Raw genomic sequence first — 19,819 nt, forward strand, 5'->3', positions numbered from 1 at the left:
GGATTTTTTTGGGGTTTGGACAGTAACCCGGTGGGGAGGGACCAAGCCCCCTCGCCACAAGTGCATCACATCAGGCCAGCAAGTCCTCGTAAAACGCGCCGAATGGCCGGGTAGGGTGGGCAAGCTGGATTTCGAGAATCCACAGTCCGACATTCGGGCAGGCTTCAAAATTGCCCAGGTCGCCGGCACGATAGATTGCATGGGGGAAGTCGCTGACCCGATGGCCCTTGATGTCCAGGTTCAACACCCAGCCCATGGCGGATGCCTGTTCTTCTGCGTAGCGATACAGCTCGGGGCCGGCGACCTGGTGGGTTCGCCAATAGTCGTCGACCTGATCGAACAGGGTTTTCGCGGCCGCAGCGCAGGCAATCATTTCAGGGTCGCTGCCGGTGGTGAACGTGGCGCCAGCGTCGCCCTCGTGGAGATTCCACACGACCCCAAGGTCAATGAAGAAAATATCGTGCTCACCCAGCACCGGATCGCCGCTGGAGGGCTGCTTGAAGGTTTTCAGGGTGTTCTCGCCGAAGCGGATCTTGGTCGGGTGCCAGATGCGGTCCATGCCCAGCGTGTTCAGTACATCAAGCCCCATCGCCTGCGCTTCGGACTCCCGCATGCCGGGTTTGATTCGGCGGGCCATTTCATCGATGGCTTCCCAGGTCTTGCGTTTGGCGTGGAGCATTCCCTCCAGGCTGTAGGCCAAGCCAACGGCTTCCTTTTGTATGGCGCTCATTGATCAGTTCTCATCAGGTGGTCGATCTTCGTTATGTATTTATCTATATAGCGAAACAGCGAAGGCTGTTGCAAATACTCATTGGTTTGCCAGGGCGCGAACAAAAAACACCGTGAACATGGCGTCCCGCCCCGACGGCCTTATAATGCCCGCCTTTGCGTACATCAGCAGGCTGTCACTCCTTGGCAAATATAGATAACCCGGCCGCCGAAATGGCGGCCGACGGCTTTTTCCGGATCGCGTTGGGCGTTGAATACAAAGGCTCGCGCTATCGCGGCTGGCAACGTCAGGCGTCCGGTGTGGCCACCGTGCAGCAAACCCTTGAAACGGCCCTGTCGAAGGTCGCGGATTCGCCGGTGTCCCTGCACTGCGCGGGTCGCACCGACGCTGGCGTGCACGCTTGTGGCCAGGTGGTGCATTTCGATACTCAAGTCGACCGCTCGTTGAAAGCCTGGGTCATGGGCGCCAATATCAACTTGCCCCACGACATCAGCGTCAGTTGGGCCAAGGTCATGCCGGCGCATTTTCATGCGCGCTTCAAGGCGATTGCTCGTCGTTATCGGTATGTGATCTACAACGATCAGATCCGCCCGGCGCACCTCAACGAAGAGGTCACCTGGAATCACCGGCCGCTGGATGTCCAGCGCATGGCCGAGGCGGCGCAGCATCTGGTTGGCACTCACGATTTCAGCGCTTTTCGCGCCGGGCAGTGCCAGGCCAAATCGCCGATCAAGGAAATCCATCACCTGCGAGTCACCCAGCACGGCAAGATGATTGTGCTGGATATCCGCGCCAGCGCGTTCCTGCATCACATGGTGCGCAACATCGCCGGCGTGCTGATGACCATTGGTGCCGGTGAGCGTCCGGTGGAGTGGGCCAAGGAAGTGCTGGAAAGCCGGATTCGCCGGACCGGCGGTGTCACGGCCCATCCGTTCGGGCTGTACCTGGTGCAGGTCGAATATCGCGATGAGTTCCAATTACCTGAGCGTTACATCGGCCCGCACTTCCTGACCGGCTTCTCGGAACTTGACGGCTGACGCCCTCGAATGCATTTGCTACCATCCGGGACTTCCCTGGATTTGCCCTGAGGTTCAAACGACATGCCAGCCGTTCGCAGCAAAATTTGTGGGATTACCCGCATTGAAGATGCGTTGGCGGCGGTCGATGCCGGGGCAGACGCGATTGGTTTGGTGTTCTATGCCAAAAGCCCGCGGGCGGTGACCGTGCAGCAGGCGCGGGCGATCATCGCCGCGTTGCCGCCATTCGTGACCACGGTGGGCTTGTTCGTCAACGCCAGCCGCTGCGAGCTCGGTGAGATTCTCGACGCGGTGCCGCTGGACCTGTTGCAGTTTCACGGCGATGAAACCCCGACCGATTGCGAAGGTTACCATCGGCCGTACATCAAGGCGTTGCGGGTCAAGGCGGGCGACGACATCGCTGCCAGCTGCGATGCCTACGCTAAAGCCAGCGGCATTTTGCTCGATACCTATGTCGAAGGTGTTCCCGGCGGAACCGGCGAGGCCTTTGACTGGTCATTGATACCGCAAGGATTGAGCAAGCCGATCATCCTTGCAGGTGGGTTGTCGGCGGCCAATGTGGCCGAGGCCATTGCCCGGGTTCACCCTTATGCCGTGGACGTCAGCGGTGGGGTAGAGCAGAGCAAGGGCATTAAGGATCACGCGAAGATTCGCGCATTTATCAAGGCTGTACGCAGTAGCTCGATGTGACGGCTGGCAGACTGCCGCCGTCCACTGCACTGTACAAACAGGTGTACTGCATAGGGCAGACATGGCTGAGGGTTTTTGGGTTGTACGAAGGTCAGTCTTGCTGACCCGGCCATCCACCGATCATCGCCGCACACATGAATTTAGCTCAAGGGCATACGCGGGGCTGCGAACCAAAGCGTTCGGGCCGCCGGTACTGGAGAAAGAAAGCATGAGCAACTGGTTAGTAGACAAACTGATCCCTTCGATCATGCGTTCCGAGGTGAAGAAAAGCTCGGTGCCTGAAGGTCTGTGGCACAAGTGCCCATCCTGCGAGGCGGTGCTGTATCGTCCGGAGCTGGAAAAGACCCTGGATGTTTGCCCCAAGTGCAACCACCACATGCGCATCGGCGCACGTGCGCGGATCGACATCTTCCTTGATGCCGAAGGCCGTGCCGAGCTGGGCGCCGACCTGGAGCCGGTTGACCGTCTGAAGTTCCGTGACGGCAAGAAGTACAAGGATCGCCTGACCGCTGCGCAGAAGCAGACCGGTGAAAAAGACGCGCTGATCTCCATGAGCGGTACCTTGCTGGGTATGCCGGTGGTGGTGTCGGCGTTCGAGTTCTCCTTCATGGGCGGTTCGATGGGTGCGATCGTCGGCGAGCGCTTCGTGCGTGCGGCCAACTACGCACTGGAAAACCGTTGCCCGATGATCTGCTTTGCCGCTTCCGGCGGTGCGCGGATGCAGGAAGCGCTGATCTCGCTGATGCAAATGGCCAAGACCTCTGCGGTACTGGCGCGTCTGCGCGAAGAAGGCATTCCGTTCATTTCCGTGCTGACCGACCCGGTCTACGGCGGTGTTTCCGCCAGCCTGGCGATGCTCGGCGACGTTATCGTCGGCGAACCAAAAGCCCTGATCGGCTTCGCCGGTCCGCGGGTTATCGAGCAGACCGTGCGTGAAAAACTGCCGGAAGGCTTCCAGCGCAGCGAGTTCCTGCTGGAGCATGGTGCCATCGACATGATCATTGCACGTCAGGAGCTGCGTCCACGCCTGGGTAACCTGCTGGCGCAACTGATGGGCTTGCCGACGCCTGAATTCGTGGTTGTGCCAGTCGAGCCAGTCGTGGTTCCGCCGGTGCCTGCAAACCTATGACCGAGCGTACCCTTGGCGACTGGCTCGCCTACCTTGAGCAGTTGCATCCGTCAGCCATCGACATGGGGCTTGCGCGTTCGCAAGAGGTAGCGTCCCGGATGGGATTGGGCAAGCCGGCGCCTCGGGTGATCACGGTCACCGGCACCAATGGCAAGGGTTCTACCTGTGCGTTCGTGGCGTCATTGCTGCGGGCGCAAGGGCTCACGGTCGGTGTCTACAATTCTCCGCACCTGCTGCGTTACAACGAGCGGGTGCAGGTCAACGGCGTCGAAGCCACTGATGCGCAGCTGTGCGAAGCCTTTGCTGCGGTCGACGCCGGGCGCGGTGAAATCTCCCTGACGTATTTCGAGGTGGGCACCCTGGCGGCGTTCTGGCTGTTTCAGCGTGCCGGTCTTGATGCGGTGGTGCTGGAAGTCGGCCTCGGCGGGCGTCTGGACACCGTCAATCTGGTGGATGCCGACGTCGCGCTGATCACCAGTATTGGCGTTGACCACGCCGATTATCTCGGCAATACCCGCGAATCCGTAGCCTTCGAAAAGGCCGGTATCTTCCGTCAGGGCGCGCCTGCGCTCTGTGGTGACCTCAATCCGCCTCAACCCCTGCTGGATAAAGCGCGCGAGCTCAAATGCCCGTTCTTCCTGCGCGGTCGTGATTTTGATTTGGGCGTGACCGAGCAGAACTGGCAGTGGCGGGGTGTCGATTCTCAAGGCGGTGCGATTGAGCTGCACGATTTGCCGCTGCTCGATCTGCCGATGGAAAACGCCGCGCTGGCGTTGCAGGCGTACGCACTGCTGGGGTTGCCGTGGCAGGCGGAGCAGATTGTCGCAGCATTGAAAGCAACGACAGTGGTCGGGCGCCTGGATCGTCGTCAATTCAACTGGCACGGCAAGCGCCTGAATCTGATGCTGGATGTGGGGCATAACCCTCACGCGGCCGAGTACCTGGCTCAGCGTCTGGCTCGCCGGCCAGTGGCGGGTCGACGTTTGGCGGTATTTGGTTTGTTGGCTGACAAGGATCTCGATGGAGTTGTCGGCGAATTGAGTGGTAGTGTCCAGCATTGGGCTGTCGCCCCGCTCGATTCTGCGCGTGCACGTCCGGTTGCGGACTTGCAGGCTGCATTGCAGAACCGTGGGGCGTCGGTAACATCCTATGCAAGTGTCGCGGATGCCCTGGAAGGGCAGTGCGCGCTGGCGACGGCGGAAGATGAAATTCTGCTGTTCGGATCATTTTATTGTGTTGCCGAGGCCCTCGAATGGTTGGCTCGGCGCTCCACGGAGGAAGCTGCACATGGCTTTGCTGGATAACGCGTACAAGCAGCGGATGGTTGGAGCTCTGGTTCTGGTGGCATTGGCGGTGATTTTCTTGCCAATGCTGTTCTCCCGAGAGGATGAGCAGCGTCAGGTGGTGGTGCAGGCCCCGGCTGCACCTCAGGCCCCGGCAATGCCGCAAGTGCAGGTCGAGCCCGTGGTGGTGCCGGAGCCGCAAGCATTGCCGCAGGAACCGGTTCCGACCGATGAGGAGATCGCCCAGGAGCAAGCGCCATCCAAGCCGGTTGCCCCCAGCGCTCCTGTTGCACCGGCCCCGGTTGTCGCCAAACCGGTAACGCCGCCTGCGCCCAAGCCGGCACCTGCTCCCGCGCAACCGGTCACTGCAGCGCCGAGCAAGCCTGATACCAGTCAGAGCCGTGTCGATGCCAATGGCCTTTCGGTCAGTTGGTCGGTGCAGTTGGCCAGCCTGTCGAGCCGTGAAAGCGCTGAAAGCTTGCAGAAAAACCTGCGTAGCCAGGGTTACAACGCCTATATCCGTTCCGCCGATGGCAAGAACCGGGTGTTTGTCGGGCCGTTGATCGAGCGTGCAGAAGCTGATCGCCTGCGTGATCTGCTGGGTCGTCAACAAAACCTCAAAGGCTTTGTCGTTCGCTTCCAGCCAGAGCGTGGCTGACGCTAACCGACTGATTTCAAATGCACTCGCAATCGCAGCTTACCGACAGCCATGGGCTCTGCTAAAATGCGTCGCCTTATCCGTCTGTAGGCTGCACTGTGCCATTTACCTGGGTTGATTGGGCGATCGTTGCAATCGTCGCCATCTCCGCTTTGATCAGTCTGAGCCGCGGCTTCGTTAAAGAAGCGTTATCGCTGCTGACCTGGATCATCGCAGGAGCCGTTGCCTGGATGTTCGGTGGCTCACTGTCCGAGTACCTCGCCGGATACATCGAAACACCGTCAGCTCGCGTGATCGCGGGCTGTGCCATCATGTTTGTCGCCACCTTAATGGTCGGCGCAATGGTCAATTATCTTATCAGCGAACTGGTTCGCGTCACCGGCCTGTCCGGGACCGATCGTTTTCTCGGCATGGCCTTCGGCGCGGCGCGTGGTGCGCTGCTGGTGGTCACCGCCGTCGGGCTGTTGAGCCTGGGTCCGGTACAGCAGGATAAGTGGTGGCAGGAGTCAAGGCTCGTGCCACAATTTCTATTGGTTGCAGACTGGTCCAAAAACCTCATATTAGGGTGGAGCAGTCAGTGGCTGGCCAGCGGTATCAGCATACCCGCTGACATACCGTTCAAGGAGCACCTCTTGCCGACGGCCAAAACGCCGCAGTGAGATGTGTTCAGTTCAGTTTCATTAAGTAGGGGTTGCGTCGCATGTGTGGCATCGTCGGTATCGTCGGTAAGTCGAACGTCAATCAGGCGCTGTATGACGCGCTAACCGTCCTCCAGCACCGCGGCCAGGACGCTGCCGGTATCGTGACCAGCCATGATGGCCGGTTATTCCTGCGCAAGGACAACGGTCTGGTTCGTGACGTTTTTCATCAGCGTCACATGCAGCGCCTGGTCGGTCACATGGGCATTGGTCATGTGCGTTATCCGACCGCAGGCAGTTCGACTTCGGCCGAAGCTCAGCCGTTTTACGTCAACTCGCCGTATGGCATCACCCTGGCGCATAACGGTAACCTGACCAATGTTGAACAGCTGGCCAAGGAGATTTACGAATCTGACCTGCGCCACGTCAACACCAACTCCGATTCGGAAGTGCTGCTCAACGTGTTCGCTCACGAGCTGGCTCAGCGCGGCAAGTTGCAGCCAACCGAAGAAGACGTGTTTGCGGCCGTCACCGACGTGCACAATCGTTGCGTAGGTGGCTACGCGGTCGTGGCAATGGTGACCGGTTACGGCATCGTCGGTTTCCGCGATCCGCACGGCATCCGTCCTATCGTCTTCGGTCAGCGTCATACCGACGAAGGCGTCGAGTATATGATTGCTTCCGAAAGCGTTTCCCTGGACGTGCTGGGTTTCACCCTGATTCGCGACCTGGCACCGGGCGAAGCGGTCTACATCACTGAAGACGGCAAGCTGCACACCCGTCAGTGCGCGACCAATCCATCGCTGACTCCGTGCATCTTCGAACACGTCTACCTGGCGCGTCCGGATTCGATCATCGACGGTGTTTCGGTCTACAAGGCTCGCCTGCGCATGGGTGAGAAGCTCGCCGAGAAGATTCTGCGCGAGCGTCCAGAGCACGACATCGACGTGGTTATCCCGATCCCGGACACCAGCCGCACTGCGGCGCTGGAGCTGGCGAACCATCTGGGCGTCAAATTCCGCGAAGGCTTTGTGAAGAACCGCTACATCGGCCGGACCTTCATCATGCCGGGCCAGGCCGCCCGGAAAAAATCCGTACGCCAGAAGCTCAACGCCATCGAGCTGGAATTTCGCGGCAAAAACGTGATGCTGGTGGACGACTCCATCGTTCGCGGTACCACCTGCAAGCAGATCATCCAGATGGCTCGCGAAGCCGGCGCCAAAAACGTCTACTTCTGCTCCGCGGCACCGGCCGTGCGTTACCCGAACGTCTACGGCATCGACATGCCGAGCGCTCATGAGCTGATCGCCCACAACCGTTCGACCCAGGATGTGGCCGACCTGATCGGCGCTGACTGGTTGATCTATCAGGATCTGCCTGACTTGATCGAAGCGGTCGGTGGCGGCAAGATCAAGATCGAGAACTTCGATTGCGCGGTGTTCGACGGCAAGTACGTCACCGGCGACGTCGACGAGGCTTACCTGAACAAGATCGAGCAGGCACGTAACGATGCCTCCAAGGTCAAGACGCAGGCAGTCAGTGCGATCATCGATCTGTACAACAACTGAGTAACTACCGGCCCTGAGGGGCCGGTTTTGCATCTACCAAAGAACTTTTATCCATCAAGAACGGGGCAAGGAGTGACAGCATGAGTCAGGATTGGGATGCCGGTCGGCTGGACAGCGACCTCGATGGCGTAGCGTTCGATACCCTGGCCGTACGCGCCGGTCAGCACCGCACGCCGGAAGGCGAACACGGTGAGCCGATGTTCTTCACTTCGAGCTACGTATTCCGTACCGCTGCCGATGCGGCGGCGCGCTTTGCTGGCGAAGTGCCGGGCAACGTTTACTCGCGCTACACCAACCCGACCGTTCGCGCGTTCGAAGAGCGCATTGCCGCTCTCGAAGGTGCTGAGCAGGCAGTGGCAACGGCCACCGGCATGGCGGCGATTCTTGCGGTGGTGATGAGCCTGTGCAGTGCTGGCGATCATGTGCTGGTGTCGCGCAGCGTATTCGGCTCGACCATCAGCCTGTTCGAAAAGTACTTCAAGCGTTTTGGCATCGAAGTCGATTACGTGCCCCTGGCGGAGCTGTCTGGCTGGGATGCGGCGATCAAGGCCAACACCAAATTGCTGTTCGTCGAGTCGCCGTCCAACCCTTTGGCCGAGCTGGTGGACATCGCTGCGTTGTCCAAAATCGCTCACGCCAAAGGCGCGATGCTGGTGGTCGACAACTGCTTCTGCACACCAGCCTTGCAGCAGCCGCTGAAGCTCGGTGCGGACGTGGTCGTGCATTCGGCTACCAAGTTCATCGACGGCCAGGGCCGTTGCATGGGCGGCGTAGTGGCCGGTCGCAGCGAGCAGATGAAAGAAATCGTTGGCTTCCTGCGCACTGCCGGGCCGACCTTGAGTCCGTTCAACGCCTGGATCTTCCTCAAGGGCCTGGAAACGTTGAGCCTGCGGATGAAGGCGCACTGTGCCAACGCCCAGCAGTTGGCCGAGTGGCTGGAGCAGCAGGACGGCATTGAGAAGGTTCATTACGCCGGCCTCAAGAGCCATCCGCAGCATGAGCTGGCTCAGCGTCAACAGAAGGGGTTCGGTGCGGTCGTGAGTTTCGAGGTCAAGGGCGGTAAAGAGGGCGCCTGGCGCTTTATCGATGCCACGCGTTTGATTTCGATCACTGCCAACCTCGGTGACAGTAAGACCACAATCACCCATCCGAGCACCACCTCTCACGGTCGCCTGGCGCCGCAAGAGCGTGAGGCTGCCGGGATTCGTGACAGCTTGATCCGTATTGCGGTCGGCCTGGAAGATGTCGCTGACCTGCAAGCGGATCTGGCGCGCGGGCTGGCTGCCTTGTGATCGAGTTGTCTGCGCCTGCGAGTGGCACTAAAGGCCGGGTTGCACTGGTCACCGGTGCTGCGCGCGGCATAGGCCTGGGGATTGCCGCCTGGCTGATCAGCGAAGGCTGGCAGGTGGTGCTGACCGATCTTGATCGGGCTCGCGGCTCGAAGGTTGCCAAGGTGCTGGGTGAAAACGCCTGGTTCATCACCATGGACGTGGCCGATGAGCAGCAAGTGGCTCGGGGCGTTGCCGAGGTGCTTGGGCAGTTCGGTCGCCTCGATGCGCTGGTGTGCAATGCGGCGGTCGCCGATCCGCACAACATCACACTGGAAAGTCTCGATCTGGCTTACTGGAATCGTGTGTTGGCGGTGAACCTCAGCGGACCCATGCTACTGGCCAAGCACTGCGCGCCTTATTTGCGTGCTCACAGCGGCGCCATCGTCAATCTGGCCTCAACCCGGGCCGCGCAGTCGGAGCCGGATACCGAGGCTTACGCGGCGAGCAAGGGTGGTTTGCTGGCATTGACTCATGCGTTGGCTATCAGTCTTGGGCCGGAGATCCGGGTCAATGCGGTCAGCCCCGGCTGGATCGATACGCGTGACCCTGCGGCGCGGCGTGCCGAGCCGCTGAGCGACGCTGATCATGCTCAGCATCCAGCGGGCAGGGTGGGGACGGTTGAGGATGTGGCGGCGATGGTGGCCTGGCTGCTGTCGAAGAATGCCGGGTTTGTCACGGGCCAGGAGTTTGTGGTCGATGGCGGCATGACCAAGAAAATGATTTATAGCGCTTAACCGAGGCCCGGGGCCTTGGTGCCTGCGGCTCGAAGTGGCGGGTGTCGTTGGTTGGTGCCGCGGAAGATGACATGAATTTGTCTTTTTCAGAAAAACTTCAAGCGGGCTATTGACTTAGCTTCGGTATCTGCGTAAATTTCGCGGCCTCAGAGAAGCAAAGGGTGATTAGCTCAGCTGGGAGAGCGTCTGCCTTACAAGCAGAATGTCGGCGGTTCGATCCCGTCATCACCCACCACTCTCTTGAGAGTCTTGCGAAAGCAGGAAGGAAGCTGTCAAAAGCCTCCACCGACGCGCAGCGGTAGTTCAGTCGGTTAGAATACCGGCCTGTCACGCCGGGGGTCGCGGGTTCGAGTCCCGTCCGCTGCGCCATATTTTCCAGATCGGGTTTTCCCGGTTTGAGATTGAAAAGCCTCCAGGCTTTTCAGTCCGACAAAGGTTCACACAGACGCAAGTCTGAGCGATACGCAGCGGTAGTTCAGTCGGTTAGAATACCGGCCTGTCACGCCGGGGGTCGCGGGTTCGAGTCCCGTCCGCTGCGCCATATCTGCCTCAAGGCCCACTGAACGCCTTGAAGCTACGAAGAAAGCCACTGGCTGCTTCGCATTGATAGCAAAGACCCTGGTCGAAAGACCGGGGTTTTTTGTTTCTGGATTTTGGAATCCGAATTTTGGCTCCCACCATGTCAAGGTGGTGCTCAATTGCTTTTTCACAAAAAAAACCGCCTGTTGGCGGTTTTTTGTGAGTGCGATAAATCAGAAGTCGAACTTGTCTCGCAGGCCGTAATACCAGGCACCTAGCGCGGCAAACGGCGTACGCAGCAGTTGGCCACCCGGGAACGGGTAGTGTGGCAGGTCGGCAAAGGCATCAAAGCGCTCTGCCTGGCCGCGCAACGCTTCAGCCAGGACTTTGCCTGCCAGGTGCGTGTAAGTCACCCCGTGGCCGCTACAGCCCTGGGAGTAATAGATGTTGTCGCCCAGGCGCCCGACCTGCGGCAAGCGCGACAGGGTCAGCAGGAAATTGCCGGTCCAGGCGTAGTCGATCTTCACGTCCTTAAGCTGCGGGAAGGCCTTGAGCATCTTCGGCCGGATGATCGCTTCGATGTTTGCCGGGTCCCGCGCGCCATACACTACGCCGCCACCGAAGATCAGGCGTTTGTCGCCGGAAAGACGGTAGTAGTCGAGCAAATAGTTGCAGTCCTCGACGCAGTAATCCTGTGGCAACAGGCTCTTCGCCAGCTCATCGCTCAAGGGTTCGGTGGTGATTACTTGAGTACCGCACGGCATCGATTTGGCGGCCAGCTCTGGAACCAGATTACCCAGGTAGGCGTTGCCGGCGACAATGATGAATTTGGCCCGGACTTTACCTTGAGGTGTGTGCACCACCGGATTGGCGCCGCGCTCGATGCGTATCGCCGGCGACTGCTCATAAAGGGTCCCGCCCAACGACTCGACGGCTGCGGCTTCGCCCAGGGCGAGGTTGAGAGGGTGGATGTGGCCGCCACTCATGTCGAGCATGCCGCCTACGTATTGATCGCAGGCGACGACTTCGCGAATGCGGCGCTTGTCCAGGAGTTCCAGTTGGGTGTGGCCGTAGCGCTCCCACAGGCGCTTTTGCGACTCCAGATGGCCCATCTGCTTGCTGGTGATGGCGGCAAACACGCCACCGTCCTTCAGGTCGCACTGGATCTGGTATTTGGCTACGCGGTCGCGAATGATCCTCCCGCCTTCGAACGCCATCTGCCCGAGCATTTGCGCTTGCTTGGGGCCGACGCTGCGCTCGATCACATCGATGTCGCGGCTATAACTGTTAACGATCTGACCGCCATTGCGACCCGAGGCGCCGAAGCCGACTTTGGCAGCCTCCAGGACCGTCACCCGAAACCCGTTTTCCAGCAGAAACAGTGCGCTGGACAGGCCGGTGTAGCCTGCGCCAATTACGCAGACATCGGTCTCTACGTCATCCTGCAGCGACGGGCGCGACGGGGCGGCATTGGCCGACGCAGCGTAATAGGATTCCGGGTAAGGGGTGTTCGCCATCCTGCAGCCTCTGTTTAATATATTTTACGAGTGCTCCGATCCTACCTGAGTTAAAAATCGACTGCCAGCTACCCGAATATCTTCTGCGCAGTACAAAAATTAAATATTTTGCATATTCATAGGGTTAGGCGAAAAAAGGTGTTGACACCCCTCCGGAATTCCGTAGAATGCCGCCTCACAGCAGGCACGTAGCTCAGTTGGTTAGAGCACCACCTTGACATGGTGGGGGTCGTTGGTTCGAGTCCAATCGCGCCTACCAAACAAAATCCGCTCTGCTGGGCGGTCTAGAAGGGTCAACCGAAAGGTTGGCCCTTTTTTGTGTCTGATCATTTTCCAGCTTTTGCAGAGTCCCCACTCAAAACGCCAAATCGGTGCCCACTTCCAGATACTCGATTTCTTTGTCTTTGCCCGCATCCTATGGGGTACTTTCCGCTGCCGAATCCGATAAACAACCTCCCTGAATGCGTGCGAGCGAGCTATGAAGTTTTCGCGGGCGCACCTAAGGCATACCGGCGACAGTGCTCGAGGTAACCCTGCTCATGCTTGCCGACCAGCTGTACGACACTGCTCCATAGCCATGAAGGCGCATCGAGCGTTTTTGAACGACAGTGTTGCAATTCGGCGAGCCAACTTTTACGCGTCTCTTCGTCCATTTGCCTCGCATGAGCAATGCCTACCACGCGCGCTAGATAACCTGCGGCGCGCCTGGCGTCTACTTGGCTAAGTGTCTCCACTTGGAGCTTCAGGTCTTGAGGAAGCAGCTCCCGAATAAAAAATCCATGATCAAGAAGCCGCGTAGCCATCATGCGCTGACCCAGTGAAGGCGATAATTGTTGAGCTCCCTCAACGACCCTTCGAGCATTGTCTCGCGGCATGTGAGTATGCGAGCGGCGTGGCGCTGCGGCGGCTATGGCTTCTTTGATATCAATCAGGCAATAGTCGTGCTCCTCCTGTTCACCCACGCCGAGCAACGCCGCATAGCGTAATAGGCCCAAGGAACTGCAGCCTTTCACCCAATAGGCGGAATCGAGAAGCTCAACGCTTGCATCATTCGACCGGCCTTTGATCGAGCTCACCAATCGCTGGATTTCCGGTCCTGCGCACAGGTCTTTTAGCGCTGCCTTTTCTTTCTGCGCCAGTGGCCAGAAGTGTAGGCCTTTGGGGATAGTGGGTTTCGTATTCTCGACTCGTTCCTTGGCCAGGTGCTTCCACGTTCGCTTAACGGCATCGCGCATAGTGGCTCTTACTTCGCGGGGTCGCTCAGGAATAGTGTCAGGTTCATCTGCCATGGCTTGTTCATACCCTTTGATCATTTCTTCCATCATTCGCGCAGTGGTGACGCCTGGCAGGTCGGAGCCGCGGGCAGCGGTGGCGAGCGATAGCGCCAGACGGACTAGATCGTGTGTGGGGTTTCCGATAACGGCTTGGTCAAGGTCGCGGATGTGAATATCAATCCCGCCACGTGCGTCAGCGGTAGGTCCTAGATTTCCGGTGTGACAATCCCCACAGATCCAGACGCTTGGGCCATGAGGCAGGTGGCGGCCGCGTTGGCTGTGAAGCCACTCATAGAACTCGATTGCACTGCCGCGCACATAGGCGTGAGCCGAGCGTGCCATTTTCTCGTTGCGAAGGTTTCGAAGCGTCTCTGCTCGTTCTGATGGGCGGGGCAATTTCACATGCACGCTCCTTCGCAGGGAAGATGATCGATATCAGTATGGGCTGTTTGCTGCGTGATCTGCACGGATCTCCGTCAGAGATCATCGAGTCTTCCCGGTGCCGACAGCAGAGGTGTGAACAATTCGTTTGTGTCATCCATTCCGGGGTATCGGTTTGATCACGTTCCATTGAAGGCGTGAGCGCAACGATTGTTTGTCTTGTGAGCAAAGCCAGGCGTTATGGGCTACTACTGTCAGGCCGATATTTTTCGTCCTGAGCAGGGAGTAAATCGATGCTGGTTCAATGGTTTCTTGCAGCGCTCCACCTCTTGGCCTATGCCCTGGCGCTCTGGGGAGTGCTGACACGCGGTATGGCTTTTCGTCGGGTCGCCCCGGATGGCGCGGGGGCTCGAAGTGTTTTGCTTGCAGATAACTTCTGGGGGATTTGCGCAGCGATTCTTCTGATTACCGGCGGGATTCGTGCCTTTGGCGGGTACGAAAAGGGTTCGGATTATTACCTGCATCAACCGCTGTTCCATCTGAAAATGACCCTGTTCGTCATCATCCTGTTGCTCGAGATCGCGCCGATGGTGACCTTGATCAAATGGCGGATCGCGCTGAGCAGAGGTGCGCCGATTGATGTCGGGCGGGTTAGCCTCTTTGCGCGCATCAGTCATATCGAGGCGCTGTTGGTCATCTTGATGGTCGTGGCCGCGACAGGCATGGCACGAGGCGTGACGTTCGGATAGTCGGCTGTGGGTTGTGCAAGGGATTGCGTCGTCCGCCCGGCTGTGAGGTTTTCACCGGGTTGAATCCGAATCGTCTGACAGTAAGGCTCATGGTGATGTCGTTAGTATCGGCCTCACCTTTTCAGCGGCATCCCAGAGAAATGCCATGACATCTACTCACCGCGTTCTCGTGCCCACACTGAGCTTCAACGGTGGCTTCGTCGATATGCTGGGATTTCTGGTGTTGCAGGGATTTGCGGTGGGGTGCATCGCTGCTGCGCTGCTGTATCTGGTCTGTGGCGGTGGTGATCGCGGTTTGGGTGTGCGCCGACGTCATAGAGAAAGGGGCGGCGGGCGATAGCGCGCAGAATCTTTAGCCAGCCATTGCTTAAGAGAAAGGGCTGGCTACTGATTGCTGGCGTGACTCAGGGGGTTTCGCGCTTGTCCGGCGCGGTAAGACCGGCCTGAATACGCTGGTAGATCTCTTCACGATGCACTGCAACGTCTTTCGGGGCATTGATGCCGATTCTGACCTGCTGGCCGCTAACGCCCAGAATGGTGATTGTAATGTCATCACCGATGTTTATGCTTTCACCGACTTTGCGGGTGAGTATCAGCATGATCTTCTCCTTGATAGCTTTGTAGGGCACCTGACTCAAACAATGCAGATGTCGGTAGTACCTATAGATTAGTGCGAAGTGTCACGGTTTGGGTGCCTCTTTCTGACGCGCAGACGCTGCATTAATTCCCAAGGTGCGACTATACAGAGGCGAGAAACATCCTTCTCGTTGTTTTGAGGCCTGTTTACCGGGTCGTGAGGCATTTGGGGGTGATAAAATCCCGGCTTTTGGCATTCAGAGGGAAACGTTGTGCGCAAAATGGCGTTGGTGATCGCGGTATTGGCATTGACTGGATGTGGCCAGGAAACATCCGGGGAGTCGAAAAAGGCTCAAGCACCGGTGGTGTCTGCACCCGCAGTGGCTGCTGCACCACAATGGGATGTTCTGGTTCAGGGCGAGACCGTGCAGGCAATCAGTGATCTCACCGGCTGGCTGATCGAGCACAGTTTTGTTTCCTACGTTGTCACGCAAGACGGCAAACAACGCGTGCTGGTCGGGCCGTTCAACTCAAAAGCCGAAGCCGAGGCAAGGCAAGCCGAGCTGACCGCGGCCCTGGCCAAGGCGAAGAAGATGAATATCGAATCAATGGTCGTTGAGCACGGCGCGGTTCAGTAGCTGATTCTGGAGGGCAGAAGTCCCACCGTTGCGCTGAATTGAAAAGGCCCCGAGTGTGCAACTCGAGGCCTTTTTTGTACTGGGTGCCTGTTAGCTGCAGGCCTTCATGTCAACGGGGCCGACGAACTCATTGCCGCGTCCCATCACGCACGCCACGCGCTGATTGCGTTGGCGCTCCCAGCTTTGCGCAGGGTAGGTTTTGTTCCAGGCTTCGAAGAGTTGTCGATCCTGCCTGGACAGACTCAGCCCGTATTGCTTGCTCATGTAGAAATAGGTGCGAGCGATCATCCCGCGAATGGACGGGCGGGGCATGACCTTTTTTGCCTTGAAGTCGACTTGGGTCAGGCACGAGCCGTATTGACCGGATTGCACAGGAAGCCAGCCGAAGCTGAAGTTACTGCGGTCCCCGTTCACCTCACCAATGCTTGGCACGAGGTTGTGCAGATCGGCCTCGGCGCGCTGGTAGGTCGGATCGTGACGGGTGCAGTTCTGGCGACCACCCTGCTGCCAGCACTGGCGTTGGTGACCGATTTGCCACGCAGGCACGATGTGCTCCCATTCGATACGCGCGGCGCGATTGGCGTTTTTTCGTGGCACGTAACCGCAGGCCTTCAGATCGACCCGATTGCCTGTGTATTTGCAGCCACAATAGAACTCGGTGGACTGTGGGGCGTACAGTTTCCAGGCGGCCTTTTTCGCCTCATTGAAGGTGCGTGGCGCATCCGCCAGAGCCCCGGCGGCAACGAAGAGCAACAGCAAAGCAAAACAACGAACACTCATTGACTCAGTCTTCCTTCGGCACAACCCAGAAAATCTGTACGCCGCCATCGTCGCGATAAGCGAGGGTGACGTTGTCGTTCTCGGCAATTTCCTCAAGCAAGCGCTCCCACTCATCTACCGGCTCGTCGGGGAGGCGGAAGATCAAGGCGGCTTTGGCTTTTTGGGTGGTCGGGGAGTTGATGATTTTTTGAATGCGCAAACCGAGTCGTTCGTAAGTGCCTGGAGGGTTAGTCGCTGCTGAAGAGGTCGTGGCCACGGAGTAATCCTTATTAAGCTGTACGTGCATACAGTATTTAACTGTGGGTAATTTCGCAACTGCTTAAAACTCAAGAAAATCCTCTGACAGCGAGTTTTCCCGTTTGGTGTAAACCGGTTGGTAATGCTTGCGAAGAAATTGCAAGCAGGAGGGGAAGGCAGGAGGCAGATCACTCGCCCGAGCGGGCGAGTGGGTGTGGCAAGCGTCCGGCCTGATCAGGCCGGACGCAATGAATCAGTATTCCCAGAACATCCGTTGCAGCTCTTTGCTGTCCGAAGTCTTGGTCAGTGCAACCATCGCCAGGATGCGGGCTTTTTGCGGGTTCAGGTCATGAGCAACGACCCAGTCGTACTTGTCGTCTGGCTGCTCGGCGTTGCGCAAGACAAAGCCACCGGCATTGACGTGAGAAGAGCGGATGATCTGAACGCCATCCTTGCGCAATGCCTGCAAGTCTGGAACGACACGCGAAGACACTGAGCCATTGCCGGTACCGGCATGGATGATGGCTTTGGCGCCAGATTTGGCCAGGGCCTTGTAAGCCGTGCCGTCGACATTGCCGTAGGAATAGGCGATTTCGACGTCAGGCAGGCTCTTGATGGTTTTGATGTCGAATTCCGAATCCATGGTGTGGCGCTTGGCTGGCAAGCGGAACCAGTAGGATTTGCCTTCGACCACCATGCCCAACGGACCCCACGGGCTTTTGAACGCTTCGGTCTTGATGTTGATCATTTTGCTGACGTCACGACCCGACTGAATCTCGTCGTTCATGGTCACCAGCACACCTTTGCCGCGGGCGTCTTTGCTGCTCGCTACGGCAACGGCGTTGTACAGGTTGAGCATGCCATCAGCCGACATCGCGGTGCCTGGGCGCATCGAGCCAACAACGATGATTGGCTTGTCGGTTTTTTCCACCAGGTTCAGGAAGTAGGCGGTCTCTTCCAGGGTGTCGGTGCCGTGAGTGATAACGATGCCATCGACGTCTTTGCTGTCGGCCAGTTCGGCTACGCGGCGGCCCAGTTGCAGCAGGTTTTCGTTGGTGATGCTCTCGGAGGCGATTTGCATCACTTGCTCGCCGCGAACATTGGCCAATTGGCTCAGTTCAGGGACGCCGGCGATCAATTGCTCGATCCCGACTTTTGCAGCCTGGTACGTAGCGCTGTTGGCTGAGCTGGCGCCCGCACCGGCAATGGTGCCGCCTGTCGCGAGGATGACCACGTTCGCCAGTTTGTGTTGGGTTTCGACTTCTTTTGCTTGCAGTGCGCTCGGGAGGAGCAGCAGGAGGGCCAAAGCGCCCGGAACAAAGGTGTTGAAGGCAGATTTCATTATTTTCTCTCTAGTCGTGATGACGGTGCTGATGCAGGTTCATCTAGAAACACCCCAAGCAGATCTGAATGCCGGGGGTACCCAGTAAGAGCAGGATCTGTACCAGTCATACTTTGGATTGAAAATTATTTTAACTTTATGATTTATATCAACTTATTGGCTAGTGACGCTCGCGCTCGAGGCTCGCGCCGTCCGGGTTTCCGAACATGTACAAGGGAAGTGTTCGGCTGTCCGAAAATGCCTACAGCGCTAGTTGAAAATTCACGCATTTTTGACAGGTCATTAACGCTAAAGAAAACCGCTCAGCGGTCGATGATCTTTTGAGGGATCATTTTTGTTCAGGAGCTTATATGTCCATTACTGTCGGTTTTCCAAACGCTGGAGGCATCACCATTGGTGGTAAGTCGCTCGCTACCCTCAAAGCATTGAACGACGCCACGGCAGAAACCGCAGCGCAACGGGTGGGTGGCAAGGAGGGTGACAGCAAGCAAGTCAGGACAGGCCCGGTCGGCCAAAGTCAGGGCACGGAGGCCAACGCGGATGACGGCGGTAACGCCAGCATCACGGTGAAGACCCTGCTCAAGCGCATGAAAGAACTGCAAGAGCAACTGCGTCAACAACAGCAGCAACTGGCTGCGGCCCAGGCAGCGTCATACCCGACGCCGGAAGCCAAGACCACTGTGGTCATGGCGATTCAGGCGCAGATCGCTAGCACCAACGGCGCGCTTATGGAGGTGGCTGGCAATCTGGTCAAGGAGATGGCCAAGGGCTCCAGTAGCGGATCGGTGGTCAACACAACGGCATGATGTGCATTGCCGGCTTTTGCCAACCGTCCCACAAAACAGCTTTTTCCGGTCGTTGACAAATGTCAGCAGGGTTCGCATAGTTCGGTCTACGCAAACGTTTGCGCGAGTCTGTCAGCGGTTTGATTTCGTTGGCATGGCGATCCTCGTTCCCGCGTATCAAAACGCGATGAACGGATCTGAAGCGTATGCAGTGCAAGCGTTGCTCACAATAATCATAAGATCGGAGTGAACTCATGAAGCTGCCATTCGCTGGACGTCTTCTTGCTGTCGCCATGCTGGCTGCCGCATCCGCTGCCTTGCCCCTCTCTTCGGCTTTTGCTGACACTGAAAAACCTAAAGTCGCTCTGGTCATGAAGTCCCTGGCCAACGAGTTCTTCCTGACCATGGAAGATGGCGCCAAGGCTTACCAGAAAGAACATCCAGCCGATTTCGAACTGATCTCCAACGGGATCAAGGACGAAACCGACACCGCCAACCAGATTCGCATTGTCGAGCAAATGATCGTTTCCAAGGTCAATGCGCTGGTGATCGCGCCAGCTGATTCGAAGGCCATGGTGCCAGTGATCAAGAAAGCCGTCGACGCGGGTATCACGGTTATCAACATTGATAACCAGCTCGACCCGGCTGTGCTCAAAAGCAAAAACCTCAGTGTGCCGTTCGTAGGCCCGGACAACCGCAAAGGTGCGCGTCTGGTCGGCGAGTACCTGGCCAAGCAACTGAAAGCCGGCGACGAAGTTGGCATCATCGAAGGCGTTTCCACCACCACCAACGCCCAGGCACGCACCGCTGGCTTCAAGGATGCGATGGAGGCGGCGCAGATCAAGGTTGTGTCCCTGCAATCCGGCGACTGGGAAATCAACAAGGGCAACCAGGTTGCCTCGTCAATGCTGAGCGAATACCCGGAAATCAAGGCGCTGCTGGCGGGTAACGACAGCATGGCGGTCGGTGCCGTTTCTGCGGTGCGCGCCGCAGGCAAGGCGGGCAAGGTGCAAGTGGTGGGCTACGACAACATCAACGCCATCAAACCGATGCTCAAGGACGGTCGCGTGCTGGCGACTGCCGATCAGTTCGCTGCCAGGCAAGCGGTGTTCGGCATTGAAACCGCGCTGAAAATGCTCAAGGGCGAAAAGGTCGACAGCGGTACCAACGGCGTCATCGAAACTCCGGTTGAGCTGGTTACCAAGTAGTCATTCTGGCGACAC

General features: G+C 58.2%; 21 protein-coding genes and 4 tRNA genes. 18 read left to right on the plus strand and 7 right to left on the minus strand.

Annotated features, from left to right (window positions below):
* Positions 1 to 70: 70 nt before the first annotated feature.
* Positions 71 to 730, minus strand: a complete 660-nt coding sequence (locus NTD87_RS26665; protein WP_262117169.1) for an aminopeptidase P family protein — start codon at positions 728 to 730, stop codon at positions 71 to 73.
* Between the two features lie 212 nt (positions 731 to 942).
* On the opposite strand from NTD87_RS26665, the gene truA reads away from it, so the two are divergent.
* The 12 genes from truA (at position 943) to NTD87_RS26725 (ending at position 10,339) form a co-directional block, all read left to right on the plus strand.
* On the plus strand, positions 943 to 1,767 hold the full coding sequence (gene truA / locus NTD87_RS26670) for a tRNA pseudouridine(38-40) synthase TruA (protein ID WP_262117369.1): 825 nt from the start codon (positions 943 to 945) through the stop codon (positions 1,765 to 1,767).
* A gap of 63 nt (positions 1,768 to 1,830) precedes the next feature.
* Positions 1,831 to 2,457, plus strand: coding sequence for a phosphoribosylanthranilate isomerase (locus NTD87_RS26675; RefSeq protein WP_262117170.1), 627 nt, complete (start codon positions 1,831 to 1,833; stop codon positions 2,455 to 2,457).
* Positions 2,458 to 2,665: 208 nt separating this feature from the next.
* Positions 2,666 to 3,586, plus strand: a complete 921-nt coding sequence (gene accD, locus NTD87_RS26680) for an acetyl-CoA carboxylase, carboxyltransferase subunit beta (protein WP_262117171.1) — start codon at positions 2,666 to 2,668, stop codon at positions 3,584 to 3,586.
* Positions 3,583 to 4,890 carry a bifunctional tetrahydrofolate synthase/dihydrofolate synthase gene (gene folC, locus NTD87_RS26685; protein WP_262117172.1) on the plus strand — a complete coding sequence of 436 codons (1,308 nt, stop codon included), beginning with the start codon at positions 3,583 to 3,585 and terminating at the stop codon, positions 4,888 to 4,890. The genes accD and folC overlap by 4 nt, the downstream gene beginning before the upstream one ends.
* Positions 4,874 to 5,527, plus strand: coding sequence for an SPOR domain-containing protein (locus NTD87_RS26690; RefSeq protein ID WP_262117173.1), 654 nt, complete (start codon positions 4,874 to 4,876; stop codon positions 5,525 to 5,527). Before folC ends, NTD87_RS26690 begins: the two co-directional genes overlap by 17 nt.
* A gap of 98 nt (positions 5,528 to 5,625) precedes the next feature.
* The gene (locus tag NTD87_RS26695; protein ID WP_262117174.1) at positions 5,626 to 6,186 is read left to right on the plus strand and encodes a CvpA family protein; all 561 of its coding nucleotides are present in this window, start codon (positions 5,626 to 5,628) and stop codon (positions 6,184 to 6,186) included.
* A gap of 41 nt (positions 6,187 to 6,227) precedes the next feature.
* Positions 6,228 to 7,733 carry an amidophosphoribosyltransferase gene (purF, locus tag NTD87_RS26700; RefSeq protein ID WP_123425738.1) on the plus strand — a complete coding sequence of 502 codons (1,506 nt, stop codon included), beginning with the start codon at positions 6,228 to 6,230 and terminating at the stop codon, positions 7,731 to 7,733.
* A gap of 80 nt (positions 7,734 to 7,813) precedes the next feature.
* Entirely contained in the window at positions 7,814 to 9,025 is a 1,212-nt protein-coding gene (locus NTD87_RS26705; RefSeq protein ID WP_262117175.1) for an O-succinylhomoserine sulfhydrylase, read from the plus strand.
* Positions 9,022 to 9,798, plus strand: coding sequence for an SDR family oxidoreductase (locus NTD87_RS26710; RefSeq protein ID WP_262117176.1), 777 nt, complete (start codon positions 9,022 to 9,024; stop codon positions 9,796 to 9,798). Before NTD87_RS26705 ends, NTD87_RS26710 begins: the two co-directional genes overlap by 4 nt.
* 159 nt (positions 9,799 to 9,957) lie before the next feature.
* Positions 9,958 to 10,033: transfer RNA gene (locus tag NTD87_RS26715), tRNA-Val, on the plus strand.
* Positions 10,034 to 10,090: 57 nt separating this feature from the next.
* A tRNA-Asp gene (locus NTD87_RS26720) sits at positions 10,091 to 10,167 on the plus strand.
* 95 nt (positions 10,168 to 10,262) lie between these two features.
* A tRNA-Asp gene (locus tag NTD87_RS26725) sits at positions 10,263 to 10,339 on the plus strand.
* A 211-nt stretch (positions 10,340 to 10,550) separates the two neighbouring features.
* Here NTD87_RS26725 and NTD87_RS26730 read toward each other — a convergent pair.
* On the minus strand, positions 10,551 to 11,834 hold the full coding sequence (locus tag NTD87_RS26730) for an NAD(P)/FAD-dependent oxidoreductase (protein ID WP_262117177.1): 1,284 nt from the start codon (positions 11,832 to 11,834) through the stop codon (positions 10,551 to 10,553).
* A gap of 182 nt (positions 11,835 to 12,016) precedes the next feature.
* Between NTD87_RS26730 and NTD87_RS26735 the strand changes: the two genes are divergently transcribed.
* Positions 12,017 to 12,093, plus strand: a tRNA-Val gene (locus NTD87_RS26735).
* 217 nt (positions 12,094 to 12,310) lie between these two features.
* Here NTD87_RS26735 and NTD87_RS26740 read toward each other — a convergent pair.
* Positions 12,311 to 13,510 carry a DUF2252 domain-containing protein gene (locus NTD87_RS26740; RefSeq protein ID WP_262117178.1) on the minus strand — a complete coding sequence of 400 codons (1,200 nt, stop codon included), beginning with the start codon at positions 13,508 to 13,510 and terminating at the stop codon, positions 12,311 to 12,313.
* Positions 13,511 to 13,782: 272 nt separating this feature from the next.
* Here NTD87_RS26740 and NTD87_RS26745 point away from each other — a divergent pair, with 272 nt between their 5' ends.
* Entirely contained in the window at positions 13,783 to 14,238 is a 456-nt protein-coding gene (locus NTD87_RS26745; protein WP_262117179.1) for a DUF2214 family protein, read from the plus strand.
* 145 nt (positions 14,239 to 14,383) lie between these two features.
* Complete coding sequence (locus tag NTD87_RS26750) at positions 14,384 to 14,578, plus strand: hypothetical protein (RefSeq protein ID WP_262117180.1); 195 nt, start codon at positions 14,384 to 14,386, stop codon at positions 14,576 to 14,578.
* A 64-nt stretch (positions 14,579 to 14,642) separates the two neighbouring features.
* Here the strand turns inward: NTD87_RS26750 and csrA are convergent, their stop codons facing one another.
* On the minus strand, positions 14,643 to 14,837 hold the full coding sequence (csrA, locus tag NTD87_RS26755; RefSeq protein ID WP_007920550.1) for a carbon storage regulator CsrA: 195 nt from the start codon (positions 14,835 to 14,837) through the stop codon (positions 14,643 to 14,645).
* A 249-nt stretch (positions 14,838 to 15,086) separates the two neighbouring features.
* On the opposite strand from csrA, the gene NTD87_RS26760 reads away from it, so the two are divergent.
* Positions 15,087 to 15,452, plus strand: a complete 366-nt coding sequence (locus NTD87_RS26760; RefSeq protein ID WP_262117181.1) for an SPOR domain-containing protein — start codon at positions 15,087 to 15,089, stop codon at positions 15,450 to 15,452.
* A 90-nt stretch (positions 15,453 to 15,542) separates the two neighbouring features.
* On the opposite strand, the gene NTD87_RS26765 is transcribed toward NTD87_RS26760, so the two are convergent.
* From NTD87_RS26765 to NTD87_RS26775, 3 genes are all read right to left on the minus strand, one after another.
* Positions 15,543 to 16,232 carry an endonuclease I family protein gene (locus NTD87_RS26765; RefSeq protein ID WP_262117182.1) on the minus strand — a complete coding sequence of 230 codons (690 nt, stop codon included), beginning with the start codon at positions 16,230 to 16,232 and terminating at the stop codon, positions 15,543 to 15,545.
* Between the two features lie 4 nt (positions 16,233 to 16,236).
* Positions 16,237 to 16,488: a DUF1654 domain-containing protein gene (locus tag NTD87_RS26770; protein ID WP_262117183.1), complete on the minus strand. Its 252-nt coding sequence runs from the start codon at positions 16,486 to 16,488 to the stop codon at positions 16,237 to 16,239.
* Positions 16,489 to 16,722: 234 nt separating this feature from the next.
* A complete protein-coding gene (locus tag NTD87_RS26775; RefSeq protein WP_262117184.1) occupies positions 16,723 to 17,811 on the minus strand; it encodes an asparaginase in 1,089 nt (362 codons plus the stop codon).
* Positions 17,812 to 18,161: 350 nt separating this feature from the next.
* Between NTD87_RS26775 and NTD87_RS26780 the strand changes: the two genes are divergently transcribed.
* On the plus strand, positions 18,162 to 18,617 hold the full coding sequence (locus tag NTD87_RS26780; protein ID WP_262117185.1) for a hypothetical protein: 456 nt from the start codon (positions 18,162 to 18,164) through the stop codon (positions 18,615 to 18,617).
* 233 nt (positions 18,618 to 18,850) lie between these two features.
* Positions 18,851 to 19,804: a sugar ABC transporter substrate-binding protein gene (locus tag NTD87_RS26785; protein ID WP_262117186.1), complete on the plus strand. Its 954-nt coding sequence runs from the start codon at positions 18,851 to 18,853 to the stop codon at positions 19,802 to 19,804.
* The last annotated feature ends 15 nt before the right edge of the window (positions 19,805 to 19,819 follow it).

Source organism: Pseudomonas sp. 6D_7.1_Bac1 (assembly GCF_025465945.1).
In the GTDB taxonomy this organism is placed as follows: Bacteria; Pseudomonadota; Gammaproteobacteria; order Pseudomonadales; family Pseudomonadaceae; genus Aquipseudomonas.